Origin of the sequence: Solibacillus sp. FSL K6-4121 (assembly GCF_038002585.1) — a bacterium.
In the GTDB taxonomy this organism is placed as follows: Bacteria; Bacillota; Bacilli; order Bacillales_A; family Planococcaceae; genus Solibacillus; species Solibacillus faecavium.
The window spans coordinates 1,188,610-1,208,161 of the sequence record NZ_JBBOCS010000001.1 but is presented as its reverse complement, the minus strand read 5'-3'; the positions used below and the strand labels follow the sequence as shown (position 1 = coordinate 1,208,161).

Sequence of the window (19,552 nt, the reverse complement as noted above, 5' to 3'; positions counted from 1 at the left end):
TAAAAGCACATTTATAATATTTTCATATAAACCCCTATTATCCCCATCCCTATCATTGTCCAAAGTAAAACTTTAAACACTGACGATTTGATTAATGCCGGGAATAAAATTTCCGATACAGTAACCATAAAAATAATTCCTAACGTTAAGCCTATTAAAATCGTGTTAATTGACTGGTGTACAAATCCTAAAAAATCACCAATAAAGATACCTAGGGCAACTGGTATCGATACAATAAAGGCAATTAAAAATACAATAAAAAGATTCATTCGTGTTCCTGCCAAAATCAAAGGGGTAAACAAAATAATACCTTCGGGGATACTATGAAATAACAATGTCTGCAACAATGCCATTGTAAAATCAGAATTTTGATTCGCCCCTAAAATAATTCCCATCGGTATATTATGAATGGATAGACTGAATATTAATAATAAACTTGTACGAATATACAAATTATCTTTTTCAGTATTTTTTTTACTTTCGTTACTATGTAAAGTATTATGCAAGACTGCAAAAATAATGATCCCAATTGTAAACCCTAAAAACGTACTTGCCCAGCCTCCTAATTCAACTGCCTCCGGAAAAATTTCAAAACTAATTAAACCAAAGATGATACCTGCACAGAGCCCGTAAAAAATATCTATTCTCTGATGCAGTCCTTTGAAAAGCCAAGCTATTAGACCACCCATAAATAAGCCTAAAAAGGTACATAAAAAACCTAATAACCACATCCCGTATTATCACCTTTCCATCAGTATAATAAGTGGTATGGTTTATCAAGGTGATTTATGAAAAATACTTAAAATAAATACTTATTCATAATGAAAAAAGCGAATCCTCTATGGAAACGCTCTTTCAAATAATAAAAATTATGCAATCAGACTTCGGCATGCTTCTGCACATTTAAAACAAGCCTCTGCACATTTTTGGCAGTGTTCATGATGGTGATTTTTACATTCATTACCGCATGCTTCACAAATTTGTGCACATACTTGGGCCAGTTCAGAAATAAATGGCGTTCCTCTACTGATTGCCTGTTCAAAGTAAGCACAAATATCTGCACACTCTCTATCAAGACGAATACAACCTACCATCATTTTTACATCTTCTTCTTTTAAACAAGCATCATAACAATGATTGCAAGCAGCCATGCATTCATGAAGTGCCTCTATTACTGACTGATAATGTTCATGTGTCATTAACTTTGCCTCCTTTAACTTATTATTTACTCTGATACCCCTCCATTGCATCCTAAAACGTACTCATTAATTTATATCACCTAAATAAGTTGCAGCTCTCTCCCCGTTAAAATAAGAAATCAACTGGGGTCTCATTGCTTGCGGGTATAATTTAAAATTCAGTAATTCCTTAATTGGTATCCATTCTGTACCTGATTGTCCAGTGTCAGGGTTGCTTCCGTTATCAAAGCTATCCTGATGTACACTACACAAAAACATAAATTCCGTTTGCTGCGCATGAGCATGTCTAGCAGAGAATTCATGGTTTTTTCCAATGTATTCACGTACAAAAATCAAATCTCCAATTTCCACTTTGGCACCTATCTCTTCCATGCATTCTCTTTCTAATGCTTGATGCAGATTTTCACCATGTTCTTGACCACCGCCCGGTAAAGTATAGTATGTACTATTATTTTCCTGTAATTTTATAGCTAATAACTTTCCGTCCTTTACGATAACTGCTTTTGCTGAATTTCTTATTCTCATTTCATTCTTCCCCCTTACAAATATTTTTTAAGCTCTTCACCATAAATAACATCGGATTGCTTTTCTAATAAAATTCTACTTGATTGGTGGGCTACGGCAAGACAGCGCTAAAGCCACGTGACGTGTCTTTATCACTGCCTTTATTGCCGTTTGCGATGCCCACCAATCCCAAAATCTTGCCCTCGTTATAAAGTAAAAAACAACCAATCAGCCGCTTGCGCTATCTCGAGGCGGAGAGCGGAAATGCTCTGCTTTATTTCTTCATTTTTGAAGAAATGAATTAATGCCAAAGCAGAACGGACTTCATTAGAAAATCTTATTTTTGCCATTTTCCAAGCTCATCACCATAACATGGGGTTACTTTTCTAATAAAATTCCACTTTGATTGGTGGGCTGCGGCAAGACAGCGCTAAAGCCACGTCATACTCTTTATCACTGCCTTTATTGCCGTTTGCGATGCCCACCAATCCCAAAATTTTGCCCTTGTTATAAAGTAAAAAACAACCAATCAGCCGCTTGCGCTATCTCGAGGCGGCGGAGAGCGGAAATGCTTTGTTTTATATCTTCATTTTTGCAGAAATGAATTTATGCCAAAGCATAACGGACTTCATTAGCAATCCTATTTTTCCATTTCCATCCTAACTTGTGGTTACTAAATATATTTTACATTTTTTACTATATCAAAAAAAGCGAAAGGTTCATAAAAACCCTTTCGCTCCACTCTATTATTCAAACGGCCAGCTAGGCAGCATGCAGCGCAGTTTTTTATCGTTGCGTTTCCCGAGTACATAATCAGCTTGCATAATTGTATGAATTTCCCGCGTTCCCTCATATATAACAGGTGCTTTTGAATTTCGTAAATAGCGCGCAACTGGATACTCATCGGAATAACCATATGCCCCATGAATTTGTACAGCGTCATCTGCAGCTTTATTTGCAAAATCACATGCTTGCCATTTTGCTAAAGAAGTCTCACGGGTATTGCGCACGCCTTTGTTTTTCAGCTCCCCTACACGGTATACAAGAAGTTTACTCATTTCATAGCCCGCTTCCATCTTTGCAAGCATTTGACCGACTAACTGATGCTCACCGATTGGCTTCCCAAAAGTTTCACGTTCCTTACAATACTTCACACTGGCCTCGATACAAGCTTGAATTAGACCAACCGCACCGGCTGCTACGGTAAAACGTCCATTATCAAGGGCGGACATGGCAATTTTAAAGCCTTCCCCTTCTTCACCTAGTAAATTATCGATCGGAATTTTTACATCGTCAAAAAACAGCTCGCCCGTATTGCCTGCCCGGATTCCGTACTTTCCTTTAATCGCCTTTGAGCTAAAGCCAGCCCATTCCCGTTCCACAATAAAAGCGGAAATACCGTGATGCGCCTTTTCCTTGTCTGTATAGGCAAAAACGATGAAGTGATCCGCAATATCACATAACGAAATCCATGTTTTTTGCCCATTCAAAATATAATAGTCTCCATCTCGTTTGGCAAAGGAGTTCATCGCAGCCACATCAGACCCTGCACCAGGTTCTGTTAAGCCAAATGCACCAATTTTCTCACCCTTTGCCTGAGGTGTTAAATATTTTTCCTTTTGGGTATCTGTACCCCATTGCATAAGCGTCATGCTGTTGAGACCTGTATGCACAGAAACAGCTGTACGAAAAGCTGTATCCCCACGCTCCAGCTCTTCACATACTATCGCAAGCGAGTTATAATCCATTCCAGCCCCGCCGTATTTTTCGGGAATACAGACTCCCATTAGCCCAATTTCGGCTAGGCGCTTCCATACTTTAGGATCAAATCCACCATTCATATCCCACTCTGCAATATATGGGATGATTTCAGTGTCGACAAATTGCCGCACTGTTTTACGTAAAAGTGTTTGCTCTTCAGTAAACTCGAAGTTCATAAAATCACTCCTACCATTTAACAATCATTGATGAACGATGTGATGTCTCTCTAATGTCGACACCACGCTTTGCCATTTCCTTAATGAATTCACGACCCGGTACTACTGATTCCGGAGCAATTACACCACGCTCGGTAATCATCCCATTGCCAACCATTTGCGCTACGACTGAAATTGTATTGGCTGTCGCACGTGCCATTGCCGTTACATTTTTCTCTAAATCTTTGCGTACTACCATTTCATACTCGTACGTAATTTGTTCTTCTGACTTTTCCCCTGAAATAATCGCACGCAACAATACAGCGTCCGTTTTCTTGCCTAAATCCAATTTTTTCTTCAATACTTCTTTAGTTACTTCCCGAACATTTACTTCCTGCCCGCTAGCTTCTACTATATTGTTTTTATCTAGGAAACCTAACTCAGCTAGTAATTTGAACTTTTCGGCATGACCTTTATAGCGAATTGTTTTGTATTCTAATGTTTTTACATCCGGGAAAGTTTTGTATAAAGTCGAAATTCCCCCCGATGTATAAAACGCCTCTAGTACACCAAACTCATCAAAATAGATGGGCTCTACGCCTGTTAAAGACTCTACCTCAGCTAAAATGCCCTTTTGAATCATTTTTGAAGGCTCTGTATAGTGGTCGAATACACCATCCAAAGAAAATACACGAGTATAAAACAGGGGTGGCTTCGGCTCTGTTGGAATGCCACCTACATATAATTTGATTGAGTCGACCGTATCAAGCTTCGTTGCACCATATCCCGCTAGAATATTTACCATTCCAGGTGCTACTCCTAAATCCGGAATAATTGTTACACCTTTTTCAGCAGCCAAATTATTTAACTGAAAAATTGATTCAGTAATGCCGCCTATATGACCACCTAAATCTACCGAATGAACCCCTACATCAATTGCAGCCTTTGCTACACGTTCATTGAATGTATAGAACAATGCATTAATAACTACATTTCCACGGCCCATTACTTCACGTAAATCTTCATCACAGTCTGCATCTAGCTGTACAACCTCTACTTTTTTTGTATTTAAAGTATCGACGAATTCCTTCGCGTTTTCTATTGATAAATCTGCTAAATATACTGTTTCTACTTCTTTACTATCGACTAAATCGCGTGCAATTTCTTTCCCCATCAAACCTGCACCAAGCACTACTACTTTCATGTAAACATCCCCTTTTTTTGTATGTCAATTATGCCTCGGCACAATTGCGTCCTGTGACATCCTCCGAAAGCTATCTCATTCAGGAACTGCTTGAATGAAGATAAAGTAATATAAGATAATTCGCACTAGGCGAAAGATCATGCGTTATCGATTTGAGCGCGTTGCAACTTCCCACTGTAATCAACGTAAATGCTCTTCCATTCCGTATAGACATCAAGAGCTGCTTGCCCTGAATCGCGATGTCCATTTCCAGTACCTTTTGTACCTCCAAACGGTAAATGGATTTCAGCTCCTGTTGTCCCAGCATTTACATACACAATACCTGTATCAAGTAATTGCTGTGCTTTGAAGATTTTATTTACATCCTGTGAGAATATTGAGCTTGATAAGCCAAACTTCACATTGTTGTTTACTTCAATTGCTTCTTCTAAACTACTTACTTCAATAATGCTAACGACAGGACCAAATATCTCTTCCTGTGCTAATATACTCGTTGACTCTACATCGGTGAAAATCGTAGGTGCATAATAGTAGCCTTTCGCTAAGTCACCGTCTGTTAATATTTCTCCACCTATAAGTAAGTTTGCACCTTGCTGCTTGCCTATTTGGACATAATGGTTAATTTTTTCGAGTGCTGCCTTATTAATGACTGGCCCTATTTTGATTGTTGGATCCAGTCCGTCTCCAATTGTCAGCTGCTTAGTTGCTTCCACAAGACGTATCTCCAACTCCTGTTTTACATCTTTATGCACGATAACTCGGCTACATGCTGTACAACGTTGACCGGCCGTGCCAAACGCACTCCATAAAATGCCTTCCAATGCTAAATCTAAGTTTGCATCATCCATCACGATGACTGCATTTTTCCCGCCCATTTCAAGCGATACTTTTTTCAAATGTTTTCCGCCAAGCTCCGCTACTTTGCTACCTGTTGTTGTAGATCCCGTAAAGGAAATAATGCGTATGTCCGGATGCTCAACCATTGCAGTACCGACTGTAGGTCCAGAGCCAAATACTACGTTTACAACGCCTGGCGGTAACCCTACCTCTTCAAAGATTTTAGCTAATTCGTATGCCATAAAAGGCGTTTCGTTTGAAGGCTTCCATACAACTGTATTGCCTGCTATAAGAGCTGGGAAAGCCTTCCATGTTGCAATCGCAATAGGGAAATTCCACGGTGTAATAAGCCCTGCTACCCCAATTGGTGCACGTACACTCATCGCAAATTTATTTGGCAACTCCGAAGGAACAGTTTCACCAAACAAACGTCTCCCTTCCGCTGCCATATATAGCGCCATATCAATACCTTCCTGTACTTCGCCACGTGCTTCTTCGATTACTTTGCCCATCTCTTTTGTCAGCGTTTGTGCCAGATGTTCTTTTTTCTCTTTTAATTTAAATGCAATTTCATATAAATAATCGGCACGTTTTGGTGCTGGGACAAGTGCCCACTCTTTTTGTGCCTCTTTCGCTTTTTGTGCAGCTAATTCGACTTGAAATTTTGTCGAAAGTGGTATTGTTCCTAACTGTTCACCATTTGCAGGATTTATCACAGACATTGTTTGCAATGAAGTATCTTCCATCCATTCTCCACCAATAAAATTTAACAGTTTCATTACCCCACCTCACAAATTCTAGTTTTCTCTTTATATCATTCGACATTTTCTACTTTATCCCCTTTTTTTCTATGGAATAATATACATAAAATTCCGACAAATACTGAGTAAATTGAGGGGGAATAAGGAAATACTCAATCCCGGTAAATATTAATTTGCTTAAATATTTGCCAAATATATTTCTGTTACTTTGAAACTTTTGAAATTTATAAGCGTATGTATGTTGTAAATAAATTTAGTTTATTAAGGGGATATGTATATGAAAAACCACGAAATCGATTATGTATTACATGGAGATGACATGCAGTTTGTAGAAGTAGAGCTCGACCCTCAGGAAACGGTTGTAGCTGAAGCAGGAAGTTTAATGATGATGGAAGATCAGATTCAAATGGAAACTGTATTTGGCGATGGATCTGCAAACCAAGGTTCTGGTCTGATGGGGAAATTACTAGGTGCAGGAAAACGATTAATTACAGGCGAAAGTTTGTTTATGACGATGTTCACGAACAATGGCTCCGGTAAACGTAAAGTTTATTTCGCCTCACCATATCCAGGTAAAATTATTCCAATGGATTTAAGCCAATTAGACGGCAAAATTATTTGTCAAAAGGATGCATTTTTAGCTGCAGCAAAAGGTGTTTCAGTAGGCGTAGAATTTCAGCGAAAATTAGGAACTGGCTTCTTCGGTGGAGAAGGCTTCATCATGCAGAAACTTGAAGGAGATGGGATGGCTTTCGTCCATGCGGGCGGAACGATTTATGAACGCAAACTTCAGCCAGGTGAAACATTGCGTATTGATACAGGGTGTTTAGTTGCGATGACACAAGACGTCCGTTACGATATCGAAATGGTACGCGGTATTAAAACAGCGCTTTTCGGTGGAGAAGGTTTATTCTTCGCCACACTATCTGGTCCAGGAACAGTCTGGGTGCAGTCATTGCCATTTAGCCGTTTAGCTAGCCGCGTGTTCGCAGCTGCACCGGTTTCTCAAGGCGGTGGCGGTAAAGATGCTGGTGAAGGCGGCATCGGCGGATTATTTGATATGTTTAATAAATAGCTTAAACAAGGCATGTTCTGAACCCTCTTTCAGAATATGCCTCATTTTGATTTAAAATGTTTGAATCGTTTCTTCTCATTTACTCATTTCAACACATCCCAATGGCCAATGGCTTCCATTACTTCCGATGTTACATTGCTTGAATCGGCTATAATCGCCAATACAATTCGACAAAAAGACGCCAAATTACTACAAATATTTGACGTCTACGGATTCATTATATAGATAGAATAAAAATTAAAATTAAAGCCAATACAATTCGATAGACTGCAAAGGGTGTGAGCTTTACCTTGGAAATTAACTTCAGGAAGAACTTTATCGAAATAAGGGCAAATATAAATGCGCTTATAAAGCCTACTGCATAAAAGGAAAAGTGATCGGCATTAATTTGGTCCCAGTTTTTTACAAGTGACAAACCGCTCGCCCCTGCCATTATCGGTACCGCCATAATGAATGTAAAATCTGCAGCTGTTTTATGATCTAGTCCAAGTAAGACGCCTCCTGAAATAGTCGACCCCGAACGGGAAAACCCTGGCCAAAGCGACAAACATTGAATAATCCCAATTTTGAAGGCTTTACTGTAAGATATATTGTCTAAAGAAGTAATTGCAGGTTTTCTAGGTCCAAATTTATCAGCAATAATCATAAATACAGCACCGATTATCAGCCCAATAATTACTGTTTTAATGCTGAATAAGTTTTCGTCTATAAAATCTTCAAATAACAGACCAAAAACTCCTGCTGGAATAATACCGATCAGCACATGCCCTAAATTAAACCGGGTCGATTGCTGCCCTTCCATTTTATATAGTCCGACTAAGCTCAATAACCGTTTCCACATTACAAAAACGACTGCCAATATTGATCCTAGCTGTATAACTATTTTAAAAGTATTGGCAGACCCCGAACCTAAAAATTCCTTCGTCTGCAGCCACATATCATCAACAATAATCATATGTCCTGTTGAAGAAACTGGTGCAAACTCGGTCATCCCTTCCACAAATCCTAAGAGTAAAGCTTTTAATAGCTCTATCCATTCCATATACTTGCTCCTTTTACAAACGATTATTCATTAAATTTCACATCAATTACCCAGAGTTCGGATTGACTCCCTATACGTGTAGGGGGTCCCCAGAAACCAAAGCCACTTGAGACAAGCGCATGCATTTGTTCCTTTTGACGATGGCCGTAATCCAATTCAAAGATACGTTCCGTTATGAAATGATTTGGCCACATCTGTCCTCGATGGGTATGTCCAGATACGTGAAAATCTACACCTAAATTAGCCGGCTCATCCAAATCCATTGGCGTATGATTCATAACAAACCATGGAAGCTCCTGATTTTCTGGCTGTAGCTCATTTAATGCCAACCTATTCTTATTTGTTAAATCTTCACGTCCTGTTAAATAAAAACGATTATCCACTAAAATTGTTTCATCCATTAAAATACGAACATTCGATTCAGTCATTGCTTGTTTAAATTCAGGAATTTCATTGCCATAATACTCATGATTTCCCGGTACTCCATAAACACCATATGTTGCCTGAAGGTTTTTCATCACTTCCCCCATGCCTTTATTAATAAAGCGCTGAGGACTGTCATCAACAAGATCTCCCGGTAATAGCACTAAGTCCGGTTTTTGTTCGTTGGAGAGCTTAACAAACTTTTCTAAATGCCCTGTCCCAGATAACAGACCGAGGTGGAAATCCGATGCCATAACAATACGCATATCTTCTCCAGACTTATTTATCTCAATAGTAGCATTCCGTACTACTGGAGAGTATGCAAAATATGTACCCGCAATCAATAAAATGACTAGTAAACCAACAACACCTGTTCCAACCATTTTCGTCGAAAGAGGTGAAAACTTAATTATCAGATTAGCTATAATACAGAGAAACAGCCCATACTGCAAAAAGAACATCCAATAACTACCTAGTACTGTTAAAGGCGTTAGTAATGGGTGGAGCTTTCCTATAAAATAACCATAGGAAATGAGAAATAAAAATGTCCAATAAACAATTGGCCAGCGGAATTGCTGAATGGACAGTAGCCATGCCCTTAAATTCCAGCCGAGATAAAACGTAATGCCACTATATATTGCTATCGCCAAGATGCCGAATAATATTCGCATTATACTTAAACCCCTCACATATTTAATGTTGCTATTTTACTACATTTCAACATTTTGACGTTAGTAAAGAAGATTATTTGTAAAAAATTTATTTCAGTCCATGCTTATTTCTAATAGATTTAGTCATCTTCAATATCCCTTTAATATGCTTTTATATCCATACTCTTATAACCCAACTATTTCTCCTACAGGAAAAAACTGCAGCAAGGGCCATCCCCTTACTGCAGTTTCTTCTGCTTATTTTTCTGTACGAACACTCACTGTTACTTTAAAAAGATCTCCGTCTACTGCTATTTCCAATTGCCCACCATGAAGATCAACAATGGACTGTGCAATCGCAAGGCCTAGCCCAGAGCCTTCTGTATGACGCGACGTATCTGCACGTTTAAAGCGTTCAATTAATTGTGATGCCTCTTCATATAGCTCATACTTTGCAACATTTTTAACCGCTAACTCTGCGTTTCCGTCAACTAATTTTAAGTTCACATAAACACGCGTGCCTTCTAATGAATACTTACGAGCATTGACGATTAAATTATCGATTACTCGCCACCATTTCTGCCCATCTACATAAGCATATATTGGTTGCTCTGAAATATTTACTCGTAAATCTAAATTTGCCGCCGCGAAATCTTCCCCATGCTCACCAGCCGCCTGCTGCAACAGTTGGGCTAAATCGATGCGCTGCTTGGAGATTTCTATATTGCCACTCGCCATTTTCGATACTTCAAACAAATCTTCTATCAATGTTTTTAAACGATTCGATTTTGCATCTAAAATCCCAATATACTTAGTGCGTTCTTCCTCGGTAATCGATGGATTTTTCAGTAAATCCGTATACGTAATAATTGACGTTAACGGTGTACGCAAATCATGACTTACATTTGTTATTAGTTCTGTTTTCATTTGTTCACTTTTAGCTTGTTCATTCATACTAGTACGAACGCCTTCACGCAGCCCGTTTAAATTTTGTGCATGTTTCGCTAAAGGAGATTTCCCCTTCACTTTCAGGTCTTTTGTTAAACGGCCGTTTGCCATATCTTCTGTATGCTTCATAATACGGTTTAGGTAGCCCATACGGCGCATGAAAATATAAAGTGTTGGCATGAAGAATACTACAAATAAGAACATATAAAACAGGAAAACTCCTGCGTCTGCTGTTGCCATCACAACTGCAAGTCCAAACCCTCCGAGGAACACTACAAATAGTAATATTAGTGACTGCATCCCTACAGAGCGATTCTCAAACATTGATTTAGCAGCGTCCACTACTTGCGATGTAAAAGTGTGAGGCCAAATTTTTTCTAAATTTCGCTCGTTCTTTAAACTTTCAGCTATCGAAACTATTATAAATATGACTGCGGCAATAAACACAAAACTGATGATTCCCGTTATGAATAAATCAATAATCTGACTATAACGACCAGTTATATATACTTGTAATCGAATAGATCTTATAAACATCTCATTCGCAATAATCGCGAAGTAAGCAACAATAACCATTGCTACAATACGGATATCAATCGGTAAACGTTCAAATGAATCACGCAGTGGGAATTTCCGGTTGAAGTCCTCTCGCTTTGGTTCTAAATAAGTCATTAATAATACAAAGCTAATAATTCCTGCAAGAACAATTCCATAATATATATATTTCGTAATAGTAAATGCTTTCTGGTCTGTTCCTAAATACGAGTTATCAAACCAAGATTTTGGAACCGTTACAACACCCGAAATACTTTGCAAATCCCGGTCAAGCGTATAACTGTCTCTAATAATGCCTAGATTATCATGGTCCGAAAAATGAATCGTATAATTACTATTGAAATCTTTTCCTACATTATTAAACGTATTCTCAAAGACTGACTGCTCATCGACATCGCCATTGCGGTAAACTTCTCCCGTTTTTTCATCTGTAAATTCGTAAGCGAAGTGACTATATTGACTTAATGTATTTTTTCTTTCGCTGTTAATGTTTTTCAGCTCTTCTTGTATCGCTTTTTTCTTTATTGCGATTATTTTAGCCTTAACATAATCATCGTCTTCGAAATTTTTCCTAATATCCTCTATTTTTGCATCACGCTCTTGCTCAAGTGCTTCAATAACATCCGCGTCTTCGGCTACCTCTATATCACCTTTATATTGCTCTTTAATATTTTGAATTTGCTCCGCCAGGGAACCATAATGTGTACGGTAACTATGCATTTCTTCTTCCGAAACAGTTAAGGCTCCTTCAAAATCTTGTTCTGTCGGTACATTAAATAAGTTTTGTGAAAGCTCGGATACTAATCGCTCCGAATCACGCTTAAAATCTTGTGATTCATTAAATGTTTTCCCAAAATAACTACTACCACTTGTAAAAATTAAAATGACTGCGGTCGCCACCACAAACATAAGAAAAAGTTGGAGGTAAATTTTATTGTTCTTCATTCGTTATTCCTCCTAATGGAATGAACATCTACCCATCATGCAGCAAATGCTCTTTTTATATTGATAAAAAATATAAAAACTGTTTAACTAACGGGACAAACCGCCCTGTAAAATAATCAAAAAAATACGTTCCGAGATAATAAAATCCAACTACTGCGCTCATTGCCCCCATCCAAGTAAAAACTTTACTTTTCAATTTTATACCCTAAGCCCCATACAACTTTTAAATAGCGAGGATTTTTAGGATCGGCTTCAATTTTTTCACGGATTTTACGGATATGGACTGCTACAATATTTTCAGCGTTGTATGCAGGTTCATTCCAAACCATTTCATAAATTTCACCAATTGAAAAAACACGTCCTGCATTTTTTAATAATAGCTCGGTAATTTTATACTCGGTCGGTGTTAGTTTGACAGGCTCCCCGTCAACTCTTACTTCCCTTGCTGCCGCATCAAGTTCAAGTCCTTCAACTAGTGGAGTTGCTTCCCCAAGTCCAAGTGTTCCGAAATTGACATAGCGTCGAAGCTGGGATTTTACACGTGCCAACAATTCAAGTGGGTGGAAAGGTTTCGTAATATAATCATCTGCCCCAACAGATAGGCCGTGAATTTTATCTGTCTGTTCAGCCTTTGCACTAAGCATAATAATTGGAATATTACGCTCTGCACGAATTTTGAACGTTGCGGTTATTCCATCCATATTCGGCATCATTACGTCCAAAATAATACAATGTACTTCATTTTGCTTCAGCAGCTCGATTGCCTCATTCCCGTCTGCTGCCTTCAACACCCTATATCCTTCATTTTTCAAATAAATTTCTATGCCGTCCCGTATGTCCTGATCGTCATCAGTCACGAGCACCGTCAGCTGATCCATCCTGCTCACCTCACAACTTTTTCTTATAACTTTATAATAAATGGAACTTCTTAACATCTACCTATTCAAAATCTGAAGAATTTCTTAAGATTATCTTTAGCTTTGATCATACAGAAAAAAGCTACCTCTTATGAAGCAGCTTTTTTTGCACCTATTGTTAATACTACAATTCCACCTAATAATAAACCAACGCCAATCCAGGCTACAAATGTTAAATGCTCGCCAACTAAAAATACGCCAAGTAATGCTGCTGTTAAAGGTTCGGCCAAGCTTAATGTCACTGCAGCGGACGAGCTGATTTTCTTTAATCCGCCCAAAAATAATATGTACGCCAAACTCGTTGCAGCAAGTGCCATAAATAGCATTGCCCAAAGATTCACGCCTTCTGTTACCCAACTGAAACCATCCTTCGCTGCCAATGGCAATAAAAATAATGCGCAAAGTGTAAAGGTCATCGCTACCGCGGGTAACGTTTCCTCGCGTTTCATCAGCTGCTTACTTACATTCGTATACAAGGCAAACATGAAGCCCGCTGCCAGCGCCAATGCAATTCCAACAGGGTTTATCGTTGTATCTCCCTGATTCATAAACAACAGTAAGCAACCGACAATCGCCAACACGGTGGCAACTGCCCAGACAAGTGTTGGGCGTACTTTCCAAAAGACCCATTCAATTATTCCTGCAAATACCGGTGAACTTCCTATTGTCACAACTGTCCCTACCGCCACACCTGTAAAACGGACAGATGTGAAAAACAAACTTTGGAATAAAGCAATTGCAATCGCAGCCAGAATAGTCCACTTCCATGACCATTGACGAAACGAAATTTTTCGCATGAGGATAACTGCGATTAGTAAAACTCCCCCGCCAATTGCCGAACGAATACCAGCAACTGAGAACGAGGAAATACCTTCTGTTAAAAATGTTTGAGTCGTACCGACTGTGCCCCAAAGCATCGCAGCCAATAAAACAAATATGTACGGTAAAATGTTCACTATTACACCCCGCTTTTATAACCATTATGCTATCATACGTTGAACAGCCAATCGAGATGAACTTTCTCTAAATTATATTTATAATAGAATTAACCCAAAATTAAAAGGAGGCATCATGATGTATAAATCAGTCGAACAAACTGCAAATGATATAGGCATGCCGGAGCACCAGATTCTACAGTACATTTATGCTGGTCGTATTAAAGCAGTGCATGATGGTGAAAACTTTTTAATTAACAGTGCGCAATTTGAAACGTACCATCAGCAACTTGAGCGAATTAAAGAAGAAATCGAAATTTGGAAAAACACTCCTATCCCAGAAGATGTGGATATTAAGGATGAAGACTAAAAAAAATTGAAAAATCTACTCTTAGAAAAGAGCCTGGGACAAAACGAAAATCATCTATTTTTCCAAAGAGAAAATAGATGTTTTTCTGTTTCTGTCAGAATTGATTTCCGTTAGGGGGACGCTTTCCGGGTCCGCCCCTCCCCTTCGCAAAACTCTTTTCGTTGAAGCTAGTGTTTTGGCGGCTTACCCTTCGCTCCACGTCACTCTACTTTGGCATAAAGTGGATTTCAGCGCCAAAATGAAAAGACAAAACATAGCATTTCCGCTCTCCGCCGCCTCGCGATAGCGCAAGCGGCTTGATTGGGTGTTTTTTACTTCACTTTATAACGAAGGCAAAATTTTTGGATTGGTGGGCCTCGCAAACGGCAATAAAGGCAGTGATAAAGACACGTATCACGTGGCTATAGCGCTGTCTTGCCGTAGCCCACCAATCAAGTGAAATTTTATTAGAAAATTTTTCCTACTTTATAGTGATTAACCCAATTTATGTTAATATTAAGTATTATTTACATAAAGAACTCTAGGAATTATGCAATCATGATTAAACGCCTAATTTACATTAAAAAGCTCTATAAGGGAGGATTGTAATGAGAACGTTTTTATTAGGAACAATATGCTTTGCAGGTATACTGAGCGGGTGCACTCAATCAAATACAGATCAGACTAAAGAGATAAATGATTTAAAAAAACAAGTGGAACAGATGTCACTAGAAAATGAGGCTCTCATAAAACAAGCAAACAGTGATTATTCAACTATTTCAGCAAAAAGTATTGAAAAGTATCCTCAGACTCTTTATAAGAAAAAAAGCTTAGATATCGATGAAGATGGTGAAGAGGAAATTATTGAATTGTACGTAAATGCAGGCAAAATGGAAAATGGTTTATTCGCTTGGGACGATGGTCAGAACTGGTTGTTGTTAGTGCAGGATGGTGAAAATTCTTACCCGCTATTTGATGATTATATTCAACTAGGCTCCTTGGATTTTAGTACCGCAACTTTTGATGGAAAGCCGGGAATTGTGATGCATATGACGCAGCACAGTAATATCATTATCCAAAAATTCACTTACGATCAAAAGGTAAAGGGATTTCAAAAGGAAACCTTTTATAAAAAAGATAATATGAACGATTATTATAATCAACCCGCTTCCTATGCTCTTTTTAAAGACGCTTATAAACTTATGGAAATGGCCTTTGAGAAAACTGTCCCAATACAAGAAGCCAGTGAAAATACCCTTCAGGACCCTCAGGAGAGATGGTATATCATAGAGCCAGTCTTACAGGAATTTAGAAATGCTGAACATCTGTTCGAGCTAGCCTTTACCTTGAATCCTGAACTAAATGTTTCTTTAAACGGTCCCATTACCTTTCTTAACGAAATGATTATCAACACACCAACAGCCGTTCAAATGGATCAGTTAAAAACGATTTATAGGCTGATAAAAGAGAGTGAGATACAAGAGTTAATTATAGAAGAAAACAATCAACTACATCCATCTGTTAAGGACCTGTTTCAAAAGTTTGATTCTACCCTTAATGTACAGCAGAGTTCGTAACAGCAACCTAAAGACACCATTGTTTCTAAAGAGGAACAATGGTGTCTTTACTTCATGGATAATATTTAATTCATTAAGTGAGATAGCTTCTCTTTTGTTAAATCGTTACTGTAAAACCTGCCCGTTTGCCAATAATCTCCGCATAATCTTCTACCATGACACTTGCTGTCGGATACATACCTGCTCCTGGTCCTATTACGGATAATGTGCCGATATAGTCTGTTTCCATCGTTACGGCATTAAAAACATCATCTACCGGATAAAGTGGATGTTCATTATTTACTAAGAGCGGTGCAACTTTTGCATGAATTGTACCATCTTCCAGCTTTTCAACTTCTGCCACATGACGGTAGCGTAGCCCTTGCGCTTTCGCGTCGGCTACTTGCTCGGCAGAAATTGTATCAATGCCAATCACTTCTACATCTGCCCAGTTTGGTTGTTCTCCAAATGCTAAGCTTGATAAAATCATCAGCTTTTTAAAGGCATCTTGACCCGAAATATCATTAAATGGATCTGCTTCTGCATAGCCTAATTGCTGCGCTTCTTTTAACGCCTGATCAAAGGTCCAGCCCTCTGCACGCATTTTCGTTAAGATGTAGTTTGTCGTTCCATTTAGAATTCCCTGTACACATCTAACTTCATTTACAAGCAGGATGTTTTTCATCGTTTTTATAATAGGCACACCACCTGCTACGGTTGCCTCAAAGCCGATAAATACACCATTTAACTTTGCTAATGCTTCGAGCTCTTCACCCCGTTTCGCAAGCATCACTTTATTCGCTGTAATGACATGGCATTTCGCCTCAACAGCACGTTTTAAGTATGTGAATGCAGGTTCTTCATTTACAATCGCTTCAAATACTACTTGCAGGTCACTCTCCGCCAGCACGTCATCCATTGACTCTGTCATTAAATGCTTTGTTCCCGGTACACGCTCACGGCTTGCATCGGTTACTAAAATCTTCGCGACCTCCAGTTCTACCCCCAGCTTTTCGCGAAGCTCCTGCCTCTTCTCATTTAAAATATGGTAAATTCCCTGACCTACTGTGCCAAATCCTAAGATCGCTGCCTTGATTGTTGCCATTGCCTTTCTCCTCCAAATTCTTAACACATATATATTGACGAATAATTCAAATAATTTATCTTAAAGAAATTCTATCCTATATAATACATGAAAACAAGGAGAATCTCTCCTAGAAGGACATTTGTTTACTGTAAACGGTCAAATTTCATTTAAATTCTATTGTTTAATAGCTAAATCGGGTAAACAAAAACACTAGCAGAAATTCTCCGGCTAGTGTTTAAAGTTATTTTATACTGCTACATTTACAGAATTATATACGCGTAAACGATGCGCATTTAAAATTTTTGTCATAACAAGTTCTTCTTTCACGGAGTAGTTTGGCACCGCATATGGGCGTTGCACTAATTGGAACTCACCATATTTTAAAAACCATTCGCGTGCTGGAGTTAAAATATGCGCACTTCCATGAACGTTATACTCCTCAGCAACTTCCTTTATGACATAGCCTGTTGTTTCCAGATTGTGAGTTTGTTCCGAGAAAGCACTATGCCCAAAAACCTTTTGCCACATGACATTTACATCCGCTAAAATTTGCTGAATTGCACAAGCGTTTATATATTCCTTTACTTCGTTTAATTCATAAATAATATAGGCTGCTACATTTTGTGCACTGTATACTTTCCCCATGTTGAACAACTCCTTTTCTTTCAATAATGCTGCAACATTATTTCAAATATTTTGGTTGGTAGTTTTATTATTCCAATTGTATTACTAGGTATTAATTTTGTCAATAAAACTTATACAATTAGTAGGAATTAATTTTCTAAAAATTGCTTAGCTTCTCGAATGGGAAAAGCTAAGCCTTTTTTAAAGTTTTATGCGTTTGTTTCTGCGCCTACTTCAGCCGCAACTTTCGCTAATGCCTGTTCTAAATCCGCGATAATATCTTCTGCTGCCTCTAAACCAATCGATAAGCGAATGAGCTCTTCCGATACGCCGGCAGTTTTTAATTCTTCAGCAGATAACTGTTGGTGCGTTGTGCTCGCAGGATGGATAATCAATGAACGGGCATCTCCAACATTAGCTACATGCGAGAATAATTCCACGTTATCAATTACTTGGCGACCTGCTTCACGTCCTCCTTTAATGCCGAACGTAATGATTGATCCGAAGCCGTTTTTCAAATATTTTTTCGCCAAATCATGTGTCTCAAAATCTTCAAAGCCGTTGTAATTTACGTATTCCACAAATGGGTGGTTTCTTAAATACTCGGCAACTTTTTGTGTGTTTTCATTGTGACGGACAATACGCAAATGAAGCGTTTCAAGTCCTTGCAGGAAATTAAATGCCGCGTCAGCAGATAATGTTGGACCAAAATCACGCAATAGTTGAACACGAAGCTTTGTCGCAAATGCAGCGCCTGCTGTGTCAATTCCATAGCGTAGACCATGATAAGAAGCATCCGGTTCCGTAAATCCTGGATGTCTTCCTTGCGTCCAGTCAAACTTCCCGGCATCAACGACAATCCCGCCGATCGTCGTTCCATGACCGCCAATCCATTTTGTTGCAGAATGAATGACAACATCCGCGCCGAATTCAATCGGATTACTTCCATATGGGGAAGCAAATGTGCTGTCGATTAATAACGGAAGACCATTGTCATGAGCGATGTTTGCTACCGCTTCAATATCGAGAACTTTCAAGCTTGGATTTCCGATTATTTCAGCGAAGATCGCCTTCGTTTTATCAGTAATCGCCGCTTGGAAGTTTGCAGGATCTGATTCATCCACAAATTTTACTGTAATGCCGTAGCGAGGCAATGTAGTTGCGAATAAATTGTATGTTCCTCCGTACAGAGAACCAGCAGCAACAATTTCATCTCCTGCACCGGCTACATTTAAAATGGAGAATGCCACTGCTGCTGCGCCAGATGAAAGCCCTACTGCAGCTGTGCCCCCCTCAAGTAAAGCAACCCGTTCTTCAAATGCCCCCACTGTAGGATTCATAATACGAGAATAAATATTGCCAGTTTCCTGTAATGCAAATAGACGTTGCGCATGAGCAGTGTCATTGAATGCATAGGCAGTTGTACGATATACAGGAACTGCAATCGCCCCCGTTACAGGATCTGGCTTTTGCCCCCCGTGCAATAATAAAGTTTCTGGTCTTAAATTCGTCACTCTAATAACCTCCTAAAATTATTCGATGGTGAAATCGGTGTTTTTGAGGAGGATTTTTTAAATGAAAAAAACCCTCTTCAGTTAAGAAGAGGGTTGCGCATGAGCAAGTTTGCCTCCTCTTATCTTTCAAAATGATTGTCCATTTTGTAGGATTTAGCACCTTAGTCAGTTCATCACTTACTGGTTGCCGGGCATCTCAGGGCCTATTCCCTCCGCCGCTCTTGATAAGAGATATGTGATTTATGTTCCATCGTTGATTCTCAGTATAAAGCAGAGTAATTCTATAAGTCAACCGAAAAATTAAAATTTTCTGATTTTAAATTAATTCATAAAAATATTTTATCTTCCCACACTAAAATTATTATACTATTCTATACAATTTCTGCTTAAAACAAAATTTTTCTCAATATATTTATTCACCAAATATTAACATGTATCATTTTTTGGAAGTGCTATAATCATAATTGTTAAGGGATTTCCCTTGCAATTGGAAATAAAGAATATATTTTAC

At 38.7% G+C, this 19,552-nt stretch carries 18 protein-coding genes and 1 riboswitch; of the genes, 3 read left to right on the top strand and 15 right to left on the bottom strand.

Annotation, left to right across the window (positions count from 1 at the left end; genetic code table 11):
* Positions 1-11: 11 nt before the first annotated feature.
* The 7 genes from MHH95_RS06125 to MHH95_RS06095 form a co-directional block, all read right to left on the bottom strand.
* On the bottom strand, positions 12-731 hold the full coding sequence (locus tag MHH95_RS06125) for a ZIP family metal transporter (RefSeq protein WP_340726787.1): 720 nt from the start codon (positions 729-731) through the stop codon (positions 12-14).
* Between the two features lie 138 nt (positions 732-869).
* Entirely contained in the window at positions 870-1,199 is a 330-nt protein-coding gene (locus MHH95_RS06120) for a four-helix bundle copper-binding protein (protein WP_340726786.1), read from the bottom strand.
* Positions 1,200-1,265: 66 nt separating this feature from the next.
* Positions 1,266-1,724, bottom strand: coding sequence for an NUDIX domain-containing protein (locus MHH95_RS06115; protein WP_340726785.1), 459 nt, complete (start codon positions 1,722-1,724; stop codon positions 1,266-1,268).
* 185 nt (positions 1,725-1,909) lie between these two features.
* Entirely contained in the window at positions 1,910-2,053 is a 144-nt protein-coding gene (locus MHH95_RS06110; RefSeq protein ID WP_340726784.1) for a hypothetical protein, read from the bottom strand.
* A 396-nt stretch (positions 2,054-2,449) separates the two neighbouring features.
* Positions 2,450-3,640 carry an acyl-CoA dehydrogenase family protein gene (locus MHH95_RS06105; RefSeq protein WP_340726783.1) on the bottom strand — a complete coding sequence of 397 codons (1,191 nt, stop codon included), beginning with the start codon at positions 3,638-3,640 and terminating at the stop codon, positions 2,450-2,452.
* Between the two features lie 10 nt (positions 3,641-3,650).
* On the bottom strand, positions 3,651-4,823 hold the full coding sequence (locus tag MHH95_RS06100; RefSeq protein ID WP_340726782.1) for a saccharopine dehydrogenase family protein: 1,173 nt from the start codon (positions 4,821-4,823) through the stop codon (positions 3,651-3,653).
* A 137-nt stretch (positions 4,824-4,960) separates the two neighbouring features.
* Complete coding sequence (locus tag MHH95_RS06095) at positions 4,961-6,439, bottom strand: aldehyde dehydrogenase family protein (RefSeq protein ID WP_340726781.1); 1,479 nt, start codon at positions 6,437-6,439, stop codon at positions 4,961-4,963.
* Between the two features lie 259 nt (positions 6,440-6,698).
* On the opposite strand from MHH95_RS06095, the gene MHH95_RS06090 reads away from it, so the two are divergent.
* Positions 6,699-7,496, top strand: coding sequence for a TIGR00266 family protein (locus tag MHH95_RS06090; protein WP_191701239.1), 798 nt, complete (start codon positions 6,699-6,701; stop codon positions 7,494-7,496).
* Between the two features lie 217 nt (positions 7,497-7,713).
* Here the strand turns inward: MHH95_RS06090 and MHH95_RS06085 are convergent, their stop codons facing one another.
* From MHH95_RS06085 to MHH95_RS06065, 5 genes are all read right to left on the bottom strand, one after another.
* Positions 7,714-8,538 carry an undecaprenyl-diphosphate phosphatase gene (locus tag MHH95_RS06085; protein ID WP_340726780.1) on the bottom strand — a complete coding sequence of 275 codons (825 nt, stop codon included), beginning with the start codon at positions 8,536-8,538 and terminating at the stop codon, positions 7,714-7,716.
* Between the two features lie 23 nt (positions 8,539-8,561).
* Positions 8,562-9,632: a metallophosphoesterase gene (locus MHH95_RS06080; protein ID WP_340726779.1), complete on the bottom strand. Its 1,071-nt coding sequence runs from the start codon at positions 9,630-9,632 to the stop codon at positions 8,562-8,564.
* A gap of 237 nt (positions 9,633-9,869) precedes the next feature.
* Complete coding sequence (locus MHH95_RS06075; protein ID WP_340726778.1) at positions 9,870-12,059, bottom strand: sensor histidine kinase; 2,190 nt, start codon at positions 12,057-12,059, stop codon at positions 9,870-9,872.
* 185 nt (positions 12,060-12,244) lie between these two features.
* Positions 12,245-12,937, bottom strand: a complete 693-nt coding sequence (locus tag MHH95_RS06070; RefSeq protein ID WP_191701243.1) for a response regulator transcription factor — start codon at positions 12,935-12,937, stop codon at positions 12,245-12,247.
* A 128-nt stretch (positions 12,938-13,065) separates the two neighbouring features.
* The gene (locus tag MHH95_RS06065; protein ID WP_340726777.1) at positions 13,066-13,932 is read right to left on the bottom strand and encodes an EamA family transporter; all 867 of its coding nucleotides are present in this window, start codon (positions 13,930-13,932) and stop codon (positions 13,066-13,068) included.
* 118 nt (positions 13,933-14,050) lie between these two features.
* Here MHH95_RS06065 and MHH95_RS06060 point away from each other — a divergent pair, with 118 nt between their 5' ends.
* Together MHH95_RS06060 and MHH95_RS06055 are read left to right on the top strand one after the other, a co-directional pair.
* Complete coding sequence (locus MHH95_RS06060; RefSeq protein WP_191704634.1) at positions 14,051-14,281, top strand: DNA-binding protein; 231 nt, start codon at positions 14,051-14,053, stop codon at positions 14,279-14,281.
* A 587-nt stretch (positions 14,282-14,868) separates the two neighbouring features.
* On the top strand, positions 14,869-15,837 hold the full coding sequence (locus MHH95_RS06055; protein ID WP_340726776.1) for a hypothetical protein: 969 nt from the start codon (positions 14,869-14,871) through the stop codon (positions 15,835-15,837).
* Between the two features lie 97 nt (positions 15,838-15,934).
* On the opposite strand, the gene MHH95_RS06050 is transcribed toward MHH95_RS06055, so the two are convergent.
* The 3 genes from MHH95_RS06050 to MHH95_RS06040 form a co-directional block, all read right to left on the bottom strand.
* Positions 15,935-16,921: a homoserine dehydrogenase gene (locus MHH95_RS06050; protein ID WP_340726775.1), complete on the bottom strand. Its 987-nt coding sequence runs from the start codon at positions 16,919-16,921 to the stop codon at positions 15,935-15,937.
* Between the two features lie 228 nt (positions 16,922-17,149).
* A complete protein-coding gene (locus tag MHH95_RS06045; RefSeq protein WP_340726774.1) occupies positions 17,150-17,548 on the bottom strand; it encodes a hypothetical protein in 399 nt (132 codons plus the stop codon).
* A gap of 188 nt (positions 17,549-17,736) precedes the next feature.
* Positions 17,737-19,041 carry an O-acetylhomoserine aminocarboxypropyltransferase/cysteine synthase family protein gene (locus MHH95_RS06040; protein ID WP_340726773.1) on the bottom strand — a complete coding sequence of 435 codons (1,305 nt, stop codon included), beginning with the start codon at positions 19,039-19,041 and terminating at the stop codon, positions 17,737-17,739.
* Positions 19,042-19,157: 116 nt separating this feature from the next.
* A riboswitch (SAM riboswitch) is annotated at positions 19,158-19,272 on the bottom strand.
* Positions 19,273-19,552: the final 280 nt, after the last annotated feature.

Bases quoted from the DNA above. Each gene is read 5' to 3' on its own strand.
- MHH95_RS06115 (WP_340726785.1), bottom strand. From the start codon at position 1,724: ATGAGAATAAGAAATTCAGCAAAAGCAGTTATCGTAAAGGACGGAAAG.
- MHH95_RS06090 (WP_191701239.1), top strand. From the start codon at position 6,699: ATGAAAAACCACGAAATCGATTATGTATTACATGGAGATGACATGCAG.
- MHH95_RS06075 (WP_340726778.1), bottom strand. From the start codon at position 12,059: ATGAAGAACAATAAAATTTACCTCCAACTTTTTCTTATGTTTGTGGTG.
- MHH95_RS06050 (WP_340726775.1), bottom strand. From the start codon at position 16,921: ATGGCAACAATCAAGGCAGCGATCTTAGGATTTGGCACAGTAGGTCAG.
- MHH95_RS06055 (WP_340726776.1), top strand. From the start codon at position 14,869: ATGAGAACGTTTTTATTAGGAACAATATGCTTTGCAGGTATACTGAGC.
- MHH95_RS06080 (WP_340726779.1), bottom strand. From the start codon at position 9,632: ATGCGAATATTATTCGGCATCTTGGCGATAGCAATATATAGTGGCATT.
- MHH95_RS06110 (WP_340726784.1), bottom strand. From the start codon at position 2,053: ATGGCAAAAATAAGATTTTCTAATGAAGTCCGTTCTGCTTTGGCATTA.
- MHH95_RS06070 (WP_191701243.1), bottom strand. From the start codon at position 12,937: ATGGATCAGCTGACGGTGCTCGTGACTGATGACGATCAGGACATACGG.
- MHH95_RS06100 (WP_340726782.1), bottom strand. From the start codon at position 4,823: ATGAAAGTAGTAGTGCTTGGTGCAGGTTTGATGGGGAAAGAAATTGCA.
- MHH95_RS06085 (WP_340726780.1), bottom strand. From the start codon at position 8,538: ATGGAATGGATAGAGCTATTAAAAGCTTTACTCTTAGGATTTGTGGAA.
- MHH95_RS06125 (WP_340726787.1), bottom strand. From the start codon at position 731: ATGTGGTTATTAGGTTTTTTATGTACCTTTTTAGGCTTATTTATGGGT.
- MHH95_RS06120 (WP_340726786.1), bottom strand. From the start codon at position 1,199: ATGACACATGAACATTATCAGTCAGTAATAGAGGCACTTCATGAATGC.
- MHH95_RS06105 (WP_340726783.1), bottom strand. From the start codon at position 3,640: ATGAACTTCGAGTTTACTGAAGAGCAAACACTTTTACGTAAAACAGTG.
- MHH95_RS06095 (WP_340726781.1), bottom strand. From the start codon at position 6,439: ATGAAACTGTTAAATTTTATTGGTGGAGAATGGATGGAAGATACTTCA.
- MHH95_RS06045 (WP_340726774.1), bottom strand. From the start codon at position 17,548: ATGGGGAAAGTATACAGTGCACAAAATGTAGCAGCCTATATTATTTAT.
- MHH95_RS06060 (WP_191704634.1), top strand. From the start codon at position 14,051: ATGTATAAATCAGTCGAACAAACTGCAAATGATATAGGCATGCCGGAG.